The 18893-nt window shown below is 34.2% G+C and carries 7 protein-coding genes; all 7 read left to right on the top strand.

The window, feature by feature from the left end; genetic code table 11:
• On the top strand, window positions 1-974 hold a 974-nt coding region (locus tag RZ78_RS07555; protein ID WP_191978847.1), incomplete at its 5' end, for a hypothetical protein.
• A 177-nt stretch (window positions 975-1151) separates the two neighbouring features.
• Window positions 1152-5108 carry a glycoside hydrolase family 70 protein gene (locus RZ78_RS06280; RefSeq protein WP_054608464.1) on the top strand — a complete coding sequence of 1319 codons (3957 nt, stop codon included), beginning with the start codon at window positions 1152-1154 and terminating at the stop codon, window positions 5106-5108.
• A 127-nt stretch (window positions 5109-5235) separates the two neighbouring features.
• Entirely contained in the window at window positions 5236-10134 is a 4899-nt protein-coding gene (locus RZ78_RS06275; protein ID WP_054608463.1) for a glycoside hydrolase family 70 protein, read from the top strand.
• 232 nt (window positions 10135-10366) lie between these two features.
• A complete protein-coding gene (locus RZ78_RS06270; RefSeq protein WP_054608462.1) occupies window positions 10367-14710 on the top strand; it encodes a glycoside hydrolase family 70 protein in 4344 nt (1447 codons plus the stop codon).
• A 77-nt stretch (window positions 14711-14787) separates the two neighbouring features.
• Complete coding sequence (locus tag RZ78_RS06265; RefSeq protein ID WP_054608461.1) at window positions 14788-15600, top strand: CPBP family intramembrane glutamic endopeptidase; 813 nt, start codon at window positions 14788-14790, stop codon at window positions 15598-15600.
• A gap of 221 nt (window positions 15601-15821) precedes the next feature.
• Window positions 15822-17159, top strand: coding sequence for an FAD-dependent oxidoreductase (locus RZ78_RS06260; protein WP_054608460.1), 1338 nt, complete (start codon window positions 15822-15824; stop codon window positions 17157-17159).
• Between the two features lie 105 nt (window positions 17160-17264).
• Window positions 17265-18779, top strand: a complete 1515-nt coding sequence (locus tag RZ78_RS06255; protein WP_054608459.1) for a hypothetical protein — start codon at window positions 17265-17267, stop codon at window positions 18777-18779.
• The last annotated feature ends 114 nt before the right edge of the window (window positions 18780-18893 follow it).

The following is an 18893-nucleotide window of genomic DNA, read 5'->3' as shown; positions in this document are numbered from 1 at the left end:
CATCAAGTCATGAAGCACAAAGTAGCTCAAGTGCACAAAGTAGTGCAGTAAGTCATGAAGCACAAAGTAGCTCGAGTGCACAAAGTAGTGCATCAAGTCATGAAACACAAAGTAGCTCGAGTGCACAAAGTAGTGCATCAAGTCATGAAACACAAAGTAGCTCGAGTGCACAAAGTAGTGCATCAAGTCATGAAGCACAAAGTAGCTCGAGTGCACAAAGTAGTGCATCAAGTCATGAAGCACAAAGTAGTTCCAGTGCACAAAGTAGTGCATCAAGTCATGAAGCACAAAGTAGTTCAAGTGCACAAAGCAGTGCAGTAAGTAAGAGCAAAAATGTTAATACAAGTTCGAACAATGAACATAGATCGAATCGAAATCATATTAATTTGAACACTGATAAAGTAGTAGAACATAATAATAAATCAAAAAATAAAGTTTCCAACAATATAACTACTTTATCGAGAACCCAAACACGTGAAAATCAAAAGATTGAACGTAAGATGTTAACTACTAAGAGCCTGAAGAGGGTTAATAAACAAGTTTCTTCACAAGAAAAACTGGTTAAGAAAGAATTGAAGCAATTAGATAAATTAAAAGCTGAACTTAAGAAACACAGTTCTAAAAAGCTTGAAAAAGAATACAATGCTTTGTTACGAAAGTATAAGGCTAATAAGAAGTATTACTTAACTCTTGTTGCAGAACAAAATACCGTCAAGAAATACTTAAAGAGTGCTAAGAATCTTAAAAAAGATCAGAAGGCGTTGAACAGTGTAAGTAAGAAACTGGCTAAGGATAAGAAAGAATTAAAGCATCATAGAAGTAAAATAATGAAAAAAGCTTACGAAAAAGATATGAAGGACGAAAAGAAACTTACAAAATCCATTAAAAAGTATAAGGGTGAAGAAGTTAAGTTGAAGAAGTCCATTGTTAATAATTTTAAGAAAGCTTCATCAATGAAAAATAAGAAAAAGTAGTATTTTTTCTAAAAAGCTATCAATGAAATGAATTTCATTGATAGCTTTTTTATTTTTAGTAAGCATCGATTAATAAAATATTAAAAAAGACTTATAATTATATGTTAACAATCGAAATAAATTGTTATAATTTCTAATAAGAATATGCAATTATTTATTTTTACATAGGGGGAAAATATGAAATCAAAAGATAACAATTCAAAAATACATTTCAAAATGTATAAATCTGGAAAACAATGGGTTATTGCTGGATTAACTACAGCGGTTGCTGCTGTTTCTATTTATGGTGGAACAACTATATTTAATGACAGCGTGGTAGCTAAGGCTGATACAGCAGTTAAATCTTCACAAAGTTCCAACGCTGATACTACTCAATCTTCATCTGCTGTTGTTGATTCTAGCTCTGCAAATTCAAGCAGTCCATCATCGACTGAAGTATCAGTAAACGTAAAAAATACATCAAATGCAGATACACAAGGTATTCAAGCATTACCAGATGGTGGTAACTACACATCAGAAGATAATGGTCAAACTTGGAAATACTCATATCAAAACAATGATGTTAAAGGTCTATATCAAGAAAACAATAACATTCGTTATTTTAGTGAAAATGATGGATCACAAGTAAAAGGAAACATCTTAAATGTAAATAACAAAAACTATTATTTTGATAGTAATAATGGTGATGGCCATTTAATTAAAGACTATTCTGGTGGAAACTATGTTGAACAAAGTCAAGATAAATGGACTTATAAGACATCTGATAATAACCTTGTTAAAGGTATCGCAACTATTGATGGACAAATTAAATATTACGATCCTACTACAGGTATCCAATTAAAAGGTGGAGCTTTTGAGATTGGTGGGGCTGCTTATTACGTTGACCCCGCTCAAGGAAACGTTGTCGGAAGAGTAAATTCAATTATTAACTCTGGAAATTATGTCAATAAGAACAACAATACTACTTTTGTTGATGATAATAACAATACAGTTAAGGGATTGAATGTAGTAAGGGGTAACTTACAATACTTTAACTCAACAACAGGATATCAAGCTAAGAGTGAACAAGTTGTTGCTAACGGAGCCACATATTACTTTGATAAAGATGGTAACGGAACTTTCTTATTTAATAACACAGGTTCATTTTCAGTAACTGATTTTGCAAAACACAACGTTGCTAACAGTAATCAACCATCTGATTTTACCAATACTGTAGATGGTTTCTTGACAGCTGAAACATGGTATCGTCCAAAACAAATTTTAGATAATGGTACTAAGTGGCGCAACTCAAATAAAGATGATCTTAGACCTCTTATTACAGTTTGGTGGCCTAACAAAGACGTACAGGTTAATTACTTGAAACTAATGCAAGATAATGGACTATTGGATAATAGTGTTAAATATACTGTATTTTCTGACCAACAAACTTTAAATGAAGCAGCTCAATCAGCTCAAGTTAATATCGAAAAGAGAATCACTCAACAAAAAGCATCATCATGGTTATATGATTTATTATTCAAGGGAGATTCATCTCATCCATCATTTATGAACCAACAATATATTTGGAATATGGGTTCAGAATCACAATGGCAAGGGGATGCTTGGTTCCAAGGAGGATACCTAAAATATGGTAATAGTCCTTTAACCCCAACAACCAACTCAAAATATAGAAAAACAGATAATCAATTTGATTTCCTTTTGGCCAATGATGTTGATAATTCTAATCCAGCAGTTCAAGCTGAAGATATTAATTGGTTATATTACTTAACTCATTTCGGAACAATTACCGGTAAAAATGATAAAGCCAATTTTGATAGCATTAGATTGGATGCAGTCGATTTTGTAAGTAACGAGATTATTGAACGAAGCAATGATTATCTAAGAGATTTATATAAGTTAACCAAGAGTGATGCAAATGCTGATAAGCATATATCACTTGTTGAAGCCGGTGTTGACGCTGGAACTAGTTCAACAAATGGTGATTCTTTGGTTGAAGCACCTTTTAGATTATCAGCCTATGGATTACTTCATAATTCTGGTAAAGTTGATGCATTGCAAGACTTAGTTAAAGAAGTTGATTCAGGTGTTCTTATTTCCGATCACAGTAAAAACTCTAAGGATGGTGGGGTTCCTAATTATTCCATCGTGCATGCTCATGATAAAGATGTTCAAGAAAGAGTAGGACAAGCAATTGTTGATTCCACTGGCATTAAAGATTGGACAAACTTTACACCTGCTCAGTTAGCTAAAGGATTAAGCGTTTACTATGCTGATCAAAGAAAGACAGTTAAAAAATATAATGATTACAATATGCCAAGTGCTTATGCAATTATGTTGACAAACAAGGGTACAGTTCCACGTATTTATTACGGTGATATGTATCAAGATGATGGTCAATTTATGCAAAAGAAGAGCTTCTACTATGATGATATTGTCAAATTGATGACTGCTAGATTGAAATACGTTGCAGGTGGTCAAACAATGAGCGTTGATTCTAACGGATTTTTGAAGAGTGTTCGTTTTGGTAAAGGCGCAAAGACAGTTAATTCTAAGGGAACAAAAGAAACAAGACACGAAGGTATTGGTTTAATTGTTGGAAATGATGCTAAGAAAGTTCTATCAAATGGACAAAAAGTAACATTGAACATGGGTGCTGCTCATAAGAACCAAAAATATCGTGCATTAATGTTAACAACTAACAAGGGAGTTCAAACATTTGCTTCAGATAAAAATGCTCCTGTAGTTAAGACAGATGGAAATGGTGTTTTAACATTTACTAACAAGGATATTAAAGGTCAAGCTAATACCAGTGTTAGAGGAGTTTTAAATCCTAAGGTTTCTGGATACCTTGCTGTATGGGTACCAGTAGGCGCTAAAGATAACCAAGATGCCCGTACTCAACCATCTAAGAAAAATAGAAATGATGGTAAAGTGCTTCATTCAAATGATGCTTTAGATTCTAATTTAATTTACGAAGGATTCTCCAATTTCCAACCACAACCAAAGAAACGCAGCCAATATGCAAATGTTGTAATTGCCAAAAATGCAAAGCTATTCAAAAAATGGGGAATCACTAGTTTTGAAATGGCTCCACAATATCGTTCAAGTAATGATAAAACTTTTGTTGATTCAACAATCAACAACGGATATGCATTCTCAGATAGATATGACTTAGGTTTCGGTAAGCCAACCAAGTATGGTACTGATAAGGACTTAAGAAAGGCTATTGAATCACTGCATGATCAAGGCATGCAAGTTATGGCTGATGCTGTATTAAATCAACTATACAACTTACCTGGAAAACAAGTTGTTTCAGCACAAAGAGCTGGAGTAACAGGTAACATAGCTGATTTGCCATTTGGAAAGCAATTATACGTTGTTAATACAATTGGTGGCGGTAAGTATCAAAAGAAATATGGTGGAAAATTCTTAAAGGCTTTAAAAGCTAAATATCCAAACATATTTAAGGGTAAGACTTATAAATATAACTACAAGAATTATTCTCCAACTGGTGAAGGATATTTAACACTTAATACAGGTAAGACGGTTTCAATTCCATCCAACCAGCCTATTACTGAATGGTCAGCTAAATACATGAATGGTACTAATATCCTTGGTAGAGGTATGGGTTATGTATTGAAGGATTGGAATACAGGAACATACTTTAAGTTGAACGGACTAAAGACAGTTCTTCCTTCTGAACTAACAGATAAGAGTAACTGGGTTAATGAAGTTTCTACATCTTCAAAAGATGTATATAATAAGTCTGTTTCAAATTTAAAAGACGCTAAAAAGAAATTAGCTGCAAAGAAATCAAAAGAAAACACACAACTATATAACAATGCTCTAAATTCTTATTACAAAGCAGAAAAAGAATACTTGAGCAGTGCTAAACTTTACAATAAAAAGTACTACTATGATTTTGATAAATTACCTTCAAAAGTTAAAGTAGCTAAGGTCACTTACTCATATAAATCAACTGATTTCAGCAAAGATAATAGGATTAAAAAGCTTAAAAAAGGAACTGTTTTAAATGTTAAGGGATTAGTTCTTAACGGAAAAGTTACAAGAATTAATATTGGTAACGGTAAGTTTGTAACTGCATCTAAAGATTTCATAAAAGCAATTAGATAGAAAATAAAAAAGACACTCTTGGTGTCTTTTTTATTTTGATAAAATATTTCTAATTGTATTTTAATCATATAAGAATATTGTTACAATAAATCTATAACTATTTAATAATTTCAAGATGGGGGATATTATGAATAATAATAATAGTGAACAAAAACTTCGTTTTAAAATGTATAAATCGGGAAAGCATTGGGTTGTTGCAGGTTTAACAACAGCTGTTGTATCAGTTGCAATATACAGTGGCTCTTCAATCATTAATGGTGGAGTAACTGTAAAGGCAGATGTGCAAAGCACTACACAAGCAACTACATCAGTTTCTGATAATTCAAAAGATTCATCAAATAGTATTAGTAATAATAATTCAAATGATGACAATCAAATTGCAACACTTCCTCAAGATGGTACATATTCAACTGGAGATAACGGTCAAACTTGGAAGTATGTTGAACAAAATAAAAACATACAGGGACTTTATAAAGATAGTGACAACCAACTAAGATACTTTAATGAATATGATGGAACTCAAGCAAAGGGTGATATCGTAAATGTTAATAATAATAACTATTATTTTGATAGTGGTAGTGGTCAAGGACATAAGATAGATAACTACTCAGGTGGAAATTATGTTGAATCTAACGTCAATAATGAAAATGGTTGGATTTATAAAGCTACTGACAATACTGAAGTAAAAGGGATTGCCACTATCGATGGTAATGTTCAATATTTTGATCAATCAACTGGACTTCAACTAAAGGGTGGAGCGGTTCAAGTAGGAGGAGCCGACTACTATTTTGATCCAAACAAGGGAAACTTAGTTGGTAAAGTTGATCAAGTTGTAAATTCAAACAATTATAGTGATAATAAATTACTAGATAGTAATAAAAATGTAGTAAAAGGATTAACAGTTAATAATGGAACATTACAATACTATGATCCTTCTACTGGTGATCAAGTTAAAAATAAACAAGTGATTGCTAATGGCGTCACATATTATTTTGATGCAAGTGGTAACGGAACATACTTGTTCACAAATACAGGCAATAGTGCCGTTAATGATTTCTCACAACGTAACGCTGCAAATAGTGTAAATCCAAGTGATTACAAAAATGTAGTAGATGGATTTTTCACCGCAGATACTTGGTATCGACCAAAACAAATTATCGATAACGGTACAACATGGAGAAATTCCAATAGTAATGACTTACGTCCAATGATTACCGCTTGGTGGCCAAATAAGGATGTTCAAGTTAATTATTTGAAATTGATGCAAGACAATGGACTTTTAGATAAAAGTGATACTTATACATTGCAATCAGATCAACAAGTTTTAAATCAAGCCGCCCAGAGCGCTCAAGTAAATATTGAAAAGAAAATATCACAGACAGGAAGTACAGATTGGTTAAACGATTTATTGTTTGCAAGTCATGGCAATAATCCTTCATTTGTAAAACAACAATATGTATGGAATTCTGACTCTGAATCTCCATGGCAAGGTGATGCTTGGTTCCAAGGAGGATACTTAAAATATGGGAATAGTGTTATGACACCAAACACTAATTCTAATTACAGAGATTCAAATAATTTATTTGATTTCTTGCTAGCAAACGATGTAGATAATTCAAATCCAGCAGTTCAAGCTGAGGACTTAAATTGGCTATATTACTTAACTAATTTTGGGACAATTACTGCTAATGATTCAAATGCTAATTTTGATAGTATTAGAATCGATGCTGTTGATTTTATTAGTAACGATATCATACAAAGAAGTTATGATTACCTTCGCCAAAAGTTTAATTTAACACAAAGTGATGCTAATGCTGATTCACATATTTCATTAGTTGAAGGTGGAGTAGATGCAGGAACCACTTCTTACAGTAATGATGGATTAGTTGAAGCGCCATTTAGACTAGGTGCCTATCCATTGCTACATAAGCAAGGTGGAGACGTATTTAAAGATTTAATAAACGAAGAAGATTCTGGAATCGATATTTCAAATCATAACGGTGAAACTAATACAACTAACACTATTGGTGGATTAACTTTATCTGGTGGAAAACCTAACTACTCAATTGTTCATGCACATGATAAAGATGTTCAGGAAAAAGTTGGGCAAGCCATTGTTGATACCACAGGTATTAAGGATTGGACTGATTTTACTCCAAGTCAGTTAGCACAAGGTCTAGAAACATTCTATAACGATCAAAGACAAACAGACAAGAAATACAATGATTATAACGTTCCTAGTGCATACGCAATTATGTTAACTAATAAGGGAACGGTTCCTCGTATTTACTATGGTGATATGTACCAAGATGATGGTCAATTCATGCAAAAGAAGAGTCTTTACTATGATGATATAGCAAACTTGATGACTGCAAGAAAGAAATATGTATCTGGTGGTCAATATATGGTTGATAACGATGGAATTCTAACTAGTGTACGTTTTGGTAAGGGCGCAAATACAGTCAATGATTCTGGTACATCAGATACTAGAAACCAAGGGATTGGATTAATAGTTGGATCAGATCCTAAAAAGGTATTAAACGATGGGGATACCATTGTTTTACACATGGGTGCTGCACATAAAAATCAAAAGTATCGTGCATTAATGCTAACAACTGAAAACGGAGTTCAAAATTATAGTTCAGATGATAACGCTCCAGTTGCTGAAACTGATGATAACGGTGATTTAGTTTTCAGTAACAAAGATATTAATGGACAAGATAATACTGCAATTAAACAAGTCGCTAATCCAGAAGTAAATGGTTATTTAGCTGCCTGGGTTCCATTTGGCGCTTCTGATGATCAAGATGCTAGAACATCACCATCAACTAGCCAAAATAACGATGGTAATGTTTTACATGAAAATGATGCATTGGACTCAAATCTTATTTTTGAAGGATTTTCAAACTTCCAACCTACTCCAACAAATCATGATGAATATGCAAATGTAGTAATTGCAAAAAATGCATCATTATTTAAAGATTGGGGTGTAACAAGTTTTGAAATGGCACCTCAATATAGATCAAGCCAAGATCATACTTTCGTTGACTCAACTATAGATAATGGTTACGCTTTTTCTGATAGATACGATTTAGGATTCGGGACACCAACTAAATATGGAACAGATGAAGATCTAAGAAATGCCATTAAATCACTTCATGCAAATGGAATGCAAGTAATGGCCGATGTTGTTTATAATCAACTATATAACTTACCAGGAGAAGAAGTTGTTTCGGCAACAAGAGCTGGAGTAACTGGAAATGATAATGCACTTCCTTTTGGAACACAACTATATGTTGTTAATACAGTTGGTGGTGGAGACTATCAAAAGAAATACGGAGGGGCATTCTTAAACCAATTACAAGAACAATACCCTTCATTATTCCAATCTCAAAAATACAAGTATTACTACAAGAATTATGCTAATAATGGTGCTGGACCAGGTTATTTAACTGTAACTGATGGAGAACGTTCTGCAATTCCTTCTGATCAACCAATTACTGCATGGTCAGCTAAGTATATGAATGGTACCAATATTCTTGGTCGTGGTATGGGATATGTTCTAAAAGACTGGAACACTGGCGCTTACTTCAAGATAAGTGGTGATGACTCTACTCTTCCTACGAGCTTAACTTATAGAAGCGGATGGGTAGAAAATCCAGACAGCACTTGGTCATACTATTCAAAGGATAGCATTGCCAAATTAACTGGAGCACAAATTGTTAATGATCAAAGAGTATTCTTTGATAACAACGGTATTCAGGTTAAAGGTGGATGGGTAGAAAATCCAGATGGAACTTATTCATACTATGACAAAAATAGCGGTGAACTTTTGGTAGGTTCTCAACTAGTAGACGGAAGACATGTATTCTTTGATAATGTTGGAGTGCAAGTTAAAGGTGGATGGGTAGCTAACACTGATGGTAGTTATTCATACTACAATGCTAATGATGGTACCATGTTAACGGGTGCTCAATTTATCGATGGACAAAATGTATACTTTGATGCTGATGGTAAACAGGTTAAGGGTAACTGGGTGCAAAATAACGATGGTTCTTGGGCATATTATGATGCTAATTTAGGTCATCTTGTAAAAGATGCTAAGCATGTTGATTCACAACCAAGCACTCAACAAGTTAATAATAAACAATCCGAGGAAAAATCAAATTCACCATTAGTTGAAGCTCAAAACAATAAAGATTCAGCTTCAGTAGAATCTCAAAATCATCAAAATTCAGTGTCAGTAGAATCTAAGAATGAAAACAAAAATCAATCAAACGATGTAAGAAATCCTTCCGAAAAAACAGACACCAAAACATCTAATGAAAAATCAAAAGAAGTATCCAAAGAAGATGCTGCATATGACAATGCCAAAAAATCATTAGTAGAAGCTAAAAAGTTGGTAGATAAGAAGCCAAATAAAACTAATATTAATAAATATAAAAAGGCATTGAAGTCTTATGAAAATGCACAAAAGAAGATGAATAAGTCTGTGATTTCATCATATAAAAAGGCTGCAAAAGAACTAAACGCTGCTAAGAAAAACCTTTCTAAGAAAAATAATAAGGTTAATATGAAGAAATATAGTATTGCTTTAAACAAATATCGTAATGCTAAGAAATCTTACGTGGTAATTAAGAAAAAAGATTTAGATAAATCTAAATCTGCGTTAAATACTGCTAAAAAAGCACTTGCTAAAAAGAAGACAAAGCAAAGTCAAAAGAAGTATAACGATGCATTGAAAAAATATTACGATGCAGAAAAAACTTATCTAAACTTGACTGGTAATTACACTAAAAAATATTATTATGATTTCGATAAAGTAGGGAAAAAGGTTAAAGTTATCAAATCAACTTCCGTATATAATTCATTGAAACCAAATAGTAAAAAAGTAGTAAAGAAGATTAAAAAAGGATCAGTAATTAAAGTGAAGAAACTTATTTTGTCAAATAAGAAGTCATACTTTGATTTAGGATATAACCGTTTTGTAATCGCAAGTAAATCTTCTATAAAAAAAGCTAAGTAAAAGTATTTATAAATAAAGGCACAACCAATAAAACGAAAACGTTATTGGTTGTGCCTTTTTATATAATGTGTCTTTATGTCGTATCATTACAATTATTACAATTATAAAACTATTATTTCAATAAATGTAAATTATTAAATTTCTTAAAATAATATTAAAAACTGCTTATTTTTTCAGTTTTTTTTGATATAATTTCAATTGTCGTATATCAAAATATATATGGAGGATAAATATGAATTTCAGTAATAATGAAAGAAAATTACATTTTAAAATGTATAAATCTGGAAAACAATGGATTACTGCCGGAATCATGACCGGAGCCGTTGTTATTACATTAACAGGAATTAACAATAATGTATCTGCTAAAGCTGACTCAACATCAACACCAACAGTTAGTCAACAGGGTAGTGGTGTTTCTACTCAATTAGGAAGTAGCGCTAACGTTCAATCAGGTAGCAATTCAGTACCAAGCACATCAGGACAAGTTGCATCTTCAGTTGTTTCTTCAAGTGCTAGTACCAACGCGAACAGCGGTAGTGGCTCAACTGTAGTTTCTTCAGCTGCGCCGTCATCTACAGCAACTTCTAATGCCACAACTAAGTCAACAGTTGATTCATCATCTGTAACAGTTGCTGGTGCAAACGAACAACAAAATTCAAAGGCACCAGCTACTACTGACGAATCATCTGAAAACAATAAGACTATTGCTTCAAATGCTTCAGATGAATTTAAGGCACATACAAAAGTTGTTGATGGAAAGACATACTATTATGACAACAACGCTGAGCTTAAATCCCAAGTAGTTGTTGATAACTCAACAGTATATTACTTTGGACCTGATGGTGCATTAACTGACGTAACAAGTAAGTTTGCTTCAGGTAACATTGCCGCATCAGACAAGACCGCTATCTATTCAGCAGATGATAAGAATATCACTAATGTTAATGGATTTATTACTGCCGATTCATGGTATCGTCCAAAGCAAATTCAAGTAAATGATAATGAGTGGAGAGACTCAAATTCAAATGATTTTAGACCACTATTAAGTGTATGGTGGCCAACACAAAAAGTAGAAATTGATTACTTAAACTACATGAGCCAACAAGGACTAGTTTCTGGTAGTTTCAATTCAAACAATACTTCTGATCAATTGAATGCTGCAGCTGCCACTGTAAGATTAAATATCGAAAAAAACATTCAAGCAAACAACGGTAGCGTTGATAAGATTAAGTCAATCTTCACTAATTTTGTAAATGCTCAATCACAATGGAACATGACTAGTGAAAACTACGACTTAAACGATGGATTCCAAGGTGGTTCATTGGTATATGGTAACAATGCTCAAACACCAAATGCTAACTCTAACTACCGTCTAATCAATAGAAACCCATCTCAACAAAATGGTGTATTGAACTACAACAAAACTAGTTACATAGGTTATGAATTCTTACTAGCTAATGATGTGGATAATTCAAACCCAACTGTTCAAGCTGAAACACTTAACTGGCTACACTACATGATGAACTTCGGTAGCATTACTCAAAATGACAAGAATGCTAACTTTGACGGTGTTCGTGTTGATGCTGTTGATAATATGAACTCAGATATTCTAGACATCATTGCTGGTTACTACAAAGATGCATATGGAATCAACAAAAATGATAAAAATGCTAATGATCATTTAGCTATCCTAGAAGACTGGAGTGCTAATGATCCTCAATATCTAAAAGACAAAGGTTCTAACCAAATGACCATCGATGGTGGTTACAAGGACGCGCTAGCTAATGCGCTAACTAATGATCCTAAGAGCCGTACAGATATTGCCAAGTTAATTACAGCCGGTGTTGTTAATAGAAGAAAAGATAGCACATACAATACTGCTATTCCTAACTATTCAATCGTAAGAGCTCATGATGCCGGTGTTCAAACCGTTATTGCTCAAATTATTCAAGATAAGATCAACCCAACTGCTAATGGATTGAACCCAACCTGGGATGAAATTAACAAAGCATTTAAGATTTACAATGCTGACGAAAAGAGTACTAACAAGAAGTACACTCAATACAACATTCCTGCTGCTTACGCCCTAATGTTAACCAATAAGGATACAACACCACGTGTTTACTATGGTGACTTGTACACTGATAACGGTCAATTTATGGCAACTATGACACCATACTACAACTCAATTAGTGCAATGCTAAAGGGTAGAATTAAATATGTAGCTGGTGGTCAAGCTATGAAGACCGTAGCCGTTAACAACGGTAAGAACAAGGTATTAGTATCAGTTCGTTTTGGTAAGGGTGCTAACTCTGTTACTGCTAAGGGTACTAAGCACACTAGAACATCTGGTATCGCTGTGATTGAAAGTAACAATCCTAAGCTTAAGTTAGGTAAGAAGGATAAGGTTGTTATTTACATGGGTGCTGCCCACAAGAACCAAGCATACAGACCATTAGTTAATACAACTAAGAAGGGTATTGCTACTTATGCTACTGATAAGAGTGCTAAGAAGAGTGTTATCTACACCGATTCAAAGGGTCGCTTAGTTCTTACAGGTTCAGCTATTAAGGGATATGCGAACCCACAAGTATCTGGTTACTTATCAATGTGGGTACCAGTTGGTGCATCTGCAAAACAAGACGTTAGAACTGCTCCAAGTACAAAGGCTACTAAGGATGGTAAGTCATACCACTCAAACGCCGCATTAGATTCAAATGTGATCTTTGAAGCATTCTCTAACTTCCAAAGCATGCCAACTAAGGAATCACAATATTCAAACGTTGTAATTGCTAAGAAGGGTAAATTGTTCAGTGGATTAGGATTCACTAACATCGAATTGCCACCACAATACCGTTCAACTAATGACGGTACTTTCCTAGATTCAACTGTTCAAAATGGATACTCATTCAATGATAGATATGACCTAGGATTTAACACGCCAACTAAGTACGGTACTGCTGAACAATTAACTACTGCAATTAAGGCATTGCATGCACAAAAACTTAAGGTATTGATGGACTTTGTTCCAGATCAACTTTACATGTTGCCAAAACAACAAGTTGTTTCTGCAACTCGTGTAAACCAATTAGGTGTTCTTAACGACAAGACTAACCTAATTAACATGCTATATGACTCATACAGTCAAGGTTCAGGTACTGATTACCAAGCTAAGTATGGTGGAGAATTCTTAAGTGATCTACAAAAGATGTACCCAGACTTGTTTACAACTAAACAAGTATCAACTGGTAAGACAATTGATCCATCAACTAAGATTAAGACATGGGATGCTAAGTATCTAAACGGTTCTAACATCCAAGGTCGTGGTGCTGAATACGTATTAAGTAACTCATACGGTGCTGGATACTTCACTGTTCTTACATCAGACAACCCTGGAATCAAGGCAACTGTATTACCTAAGGAACTTCTAGGTCAAAGTGTTAACTATGGTTTAACTACTATTGATGGTCAACAAAGATACGTTACACCAAGTGGATACGTTGCTACTAACTCATTCTTAAAGGATGATGCTGGTAACTGGTACTACGTTGATGCTCAAGGTAATTTCGTAACTAAGCCAACAATTATCAATGGTTACCAATACTTCTTCTTACCAAATGGTATGAACGTCAGAGATGCAATGCTTAAGAATAGTGATGGTACCATGACTTATTACCAAGCAAATGGTGTAAAGGCTCAAACATCTGGTTACTATGTAAGTAACAATATTGGTCAAGTTGTATACATTGATAAGAATGGATATGTATACAAAGGATTTATGACCACAGGTGGGGTTACCCAATACTTCGATCAAAATGGTTATCAACTAAAAGATAGTATGGTAACTACCAAGAAGGGTACTCAATACTTTGCTGCAGGATCAGGTAACCTTGTTAAGAACCAATTCTTTGGTTACAACAACAACTGGTACTATGCCAACAAGTCAGGATACCTTGTTAAGGGTCATCAAACTATTAATGGTAAGAAATACTTCTTCTACAGCAATGGTGCTCAAGCTAGAAACACAGTTATTGTTAACAAGAATAAGACTTTATCATACTATGCTCTTTCTAATGCACAATTGGTAACTAAGACATTTAAGTACAAGGGTAAGAAGATTACCATTAAGAATGGTGCTATCTACGCTCCTAATAAGTTAGTTGTTATTCCTGCTGGTAAGTTCTTATTAAATGCTAAGAACCATGCTAACCCAGGTGTTCATAAGGTTTCAGGACACTACTATTCATTTGATGGTAGTGGAAAGATGAAGACATCTGGAACTGCTAAATTTAAGTCCGTAACTTACAATGTAAGAAAGAACGGAACTATTAACTTCAAGACAGGTAAAGTTGTTAGTGCCAAGGATTTAAAGGCCGTTAAGAAACAATTAGCTGCCAAGAAAAAAGCTGTAAAGGCTGAAGCAAAGAAAGTATCTGCTGCTAAGAAAGCAGTTAAGAGATACAACTCTAAGAAAAACAAAGCAACATACAAAAAGGCTACAAAAGCTTTGAAAGACTTAAAAGCATCTGTAAAACAATTTAATGCTTACATTTCAAAGTTTAATAAGCGTAAGTAATCAAAAAAAGAATGTCATTTTGGCATTCTTTTTTTTGTGTGTTATGATGTTTTCATCAATTAAAGCGAGGAAATAATATGAAATTAAGAAAGATGTGGGCAATCACTTTTTGGGTATTGCTGGTCGATTTTATTGCGTTGAATCTTGTGGGGATGACCTCAATCAATTTCAACATTTATACCACCGCGCATAAGGTGATTGGTCAAATGGATCCAGGAATCCTAAGAGCGGTATTTGCGATTGCGCTATTGATATATGCTAAACGTGAATGGAAGATTGACGTCTTACATCAAAAGGGCGGCTACATGCACATGTTTAAAGATGGATGGCTAATGATTGTGCTAACCGTTATGAACATCACAGTGGCCAGCGACACAATCGTATGGAAGAGTCTTTTATACCACATGAATGCCTTCAACATCGTTTTAGCGTTTTCAATTGGATTGATTGAAGCGTTGTTTGTGGGGATGTTTGAAGAAATCTCTATTCGTGGTGTCATGATGGGTGCCATGTTAAAGGGCTTTAAGAAATACCCAGTTATGAAGAGTATCTTCTTCTCAAGTATTGTCTTTGGATCTCTTCACATGTTGAATTACTTTGTATCACCATTCTGGGACACTACCAACCAAGTAATTTACGCAGCCGGGTTAGGTTTTGTATTAGCGACTGTCTACTATGTAAGTAAAAACATCTGGGTATCTATCCTGCTTCATGCGGCTATGGATTACTCCTCATTTGTTTTTTCAATGCATTCAATCTATGCCAATACAGCAACATCCAATACGGTTGATATCTTATCAATTGCGATTTTTGTAATTGGCCTTGTATCCTCATATCTATCACTACTTGTCTATAATCGTAAGCAAGGTAAGAAAGATCTACTATTTTAAAAGCTTAAGCAACGGAATTATTCCGTTGCTTTTTTATACATTTGTCAAATCAGTGAGATGTTACACAAAGTTAGAAGGCTCTATAACTACTGTTAATATATAAAATGTTAAATTTATCTTAAGGACAAATAAAATTATTGTGTTTTTATTCACAATACATATAATTAGAGGTGTAAAGAAAATATAAACGAAAAATTACAGAATAGAGAAGGTATTACAATATGAAAGTTATTGTTATTGGTTGTACACATGCAGGTACATTCGCTGTTAAACAAATTTTAAAAGAACACCCAGATGCAGAAGTTACTGTATACGAAAGAAATGACAACATTTCATTCCTATCATGTGGTATCGCTTTATATCTAGATGGTAAGGTTAAGGATCCTCAAGGTTTATTCTACTCAAACCCTAAGGAACTATCTGATTTAGGTGCAAACGTTAAAATGCTACACAGTGTTAAGTCTGTAGATACTGACGCTAAGACAATCGAAGTTGAAAACTTGGATTCACATGACGTATTTACTGATAGGTACGACAAGCTTGTTATGACAACAGGTTCACGTCCCGTTCTTCCTCCAATCGAAGGTCGCGATAACAAGAACGTATTCTTCTGCAAGAACTGGCACGATGCTCAAATCCTATTTGAAAAGGCTAAGGACCACAAGCGTATCGCCGTTGTTGGTGCTGGTTACATCGGTGCTGAATTAGCAGAAGCATTCTCAAACCACGGTCACGAAACTACTTTGATTAACAGTGACAGCCACGTACTATCAAAGTACTTCGACAAGAAGTTCACTGACAAGATTGAAGAACTATACGCTGACCACAACGTAAAACTAGAACTAGGTGTTCGTGTTCAAAAGTTCTCAGGTGATGACGAATTAACATTATCAACTGGTGATCACGACATTAAGGCTGACATGGCAATCCTATGTGTTGGTTTCCAACCAAACACTGAACTATTAACTGGTAAGGTTGATATGATGGATAACGGTGCTATCATCACTAACGAATACATGCAATCATCAAACCCAGACATCTTCGCTGCCGGTGACAGTGCTGCTGTGCACTTCAACCCAAGTGAAACTAACGAATACATTCCACTAGCAACTAACGCTGTTCGTCAAGGTATTCTAGTTGGTCAAAACATTGAAAAGCCAACAACTAAGTACATGGGTACTCAATCATCATCTGGTTTACAACTATACGATTACGCAATAGTTTCAACTGGTATGACAGTTGGTATGGCCGAAAGAAAAGGTATGAAGGCAAGCTCAGTAGTCGTAGAAGATAACTACCGTCCAGAATTCATGCCAACAACTGAAAAGGTATTAATGGAACTAGTATACGACCCAAGCACTCGTCGTATCTTAGGTGGATCATTAATGAGTCGTTACGACATTTCTCAATCAGCTAACACATTATCAGTTCTTATCCAAAACAAGAACACAATCGATGACTTAGCAATGGTTGATATGTTATTCCAACCAAACTTTGACCGTCCATTCCACTACCTAAACATTTTGGGTCAAGCTGCTCAAGCGCAAGAAGAAAAGTAAAATTCTTAATTAAAGTTGAAAAATTCCCTAAAAATTTCATTTTAGGGAATTTTTTTATAGCTATTTTATTTTTATTGGATTATTATTACAAGATGAGGTGAGAAAATGAAAAAAATTATAAATAGACTAACCGCTAAGAATATTTTGATGTTAGTGATTAGTTTTGTTTGTATGTTCTTTTTAACAACAGCTTCGCCGTTCTACGAATTTAACAGATCAGTAGATGCGAATACAATGTATACTGTTGGAAAAGGATTACTACACGGATTACTTCCCTACAAAGATTTATTTGATAATAGGGGACCATTAATTTACTTAATTCATTCCGCGAATGCGATCTTTTCATACAACTCTTTTACATTTATCTATGTAATTGAATCATTGTTGTTGTTCCTAGATATCGCGTACATTAACAGAATTCTATCAATGAAATTAAGTGCTAGAACAGCAATGTTCTGTAGCTTCTTATTTATCCCATTGGCATTTACCAGCCGTATTTTCTACTATGGTGACTTACCAGAAGAATACGCTATGACCTTTGTATTAATCTTGCTATACTCATGTATTCAATACAACTGGTTTGAAATGCCACGTCGTTACTACATAGTTAATGGATGCTTTGTTGCAATTCTATTTTGGATTAAATATTCATTAGTTATTCCATGGGTAATTTTCTTTATTTATGTTGGTTTAGCATGTCTATTCACTAAACGCTTTAAAAAGTTGTTTGTGATCATCTTAGACGCGTTAATCGGATTCTTATCCATTACATTACCAATCATTATTCTTTATTGGGCCACAGGAGCCTTAAAATTCCTATTTAACGACTACTTCTACCTAAACTTGACACATTACCATGTGCAAAACGCATCGTTCGCATACACGCTTTTTAAGATGGAATACCCAACATTTGGTTTTTCACATCACCTAGTGATTATTCGAACTGTTTACTACCTAATGATTGCACTATTCATTTGTGCGGTGGTTAGATACATGCGTGAAGCCAAGATGCACGATAGCAACAAGGTATTACTTGTCCTAATCGTCTTCATCGATATCCTAGCAACTTACGAAGTTGGTGGCGCTAGTTTTTCATACTACCTATTCGCGTGTGAACCATTCATCATCTTCTACTTGTTCGAATTAGGATTACTAGTCGATAAGTATCTATATAACAAGAAGTATTTAATCTGGGCATTATCCGTAATTGCTTTATTGGGAATCTTTGTTACAAACAGAAATTACCGTACAAGCTTACATTACTCAAAGCCTAGCCAATCATATCAATATGAATATTCAAAGATCATCAATAAGTCTAAGGATAAGTCATTATTGAACTACCGATTCCTAGACGTGGGTCTATACACCTACACAGGAACCCATGCTGATAATCGTTTCTTTATCAGAAATAACATCACATACAGACCAATGTATGATGCACAACGTGATTACTTACATTCACTAAAATACAAATTCGTAGTTACCAAGTACCGTAAGGGCTGGAGACTATGGAAAGCTGATACTAAATTCCTAAAGGAACACTACATCAGACTTCGTCACATGAGATTCAACAATCAAGATCATAGTGAAGGTTGGATTGACCTATACGTAAGAAAATAGCAAATAAAAAGAGGACTCAAACGGAACTGCAACTATTATTTTGAACAAATAAATAAAAGCAGCTTTCTAACTCTTTAATTGGGCAACTGATTTTCTGTATTCTACAGGGGATTG

Origin of the sequence: Apilactobacillus kunkeei (genome assembly GCF_001308195.1) — a bacterium.
GTDB classification, from domain to species: Bacteria; Bacillota; Bacilli; order Lactobacillales; family Lactobacillaceae; genus Apilactobacillus; species Apilactobacillus kunkeei_C.
This window is presented reverse-complemented; position numbering and strand designations above follow the sequence as displayed.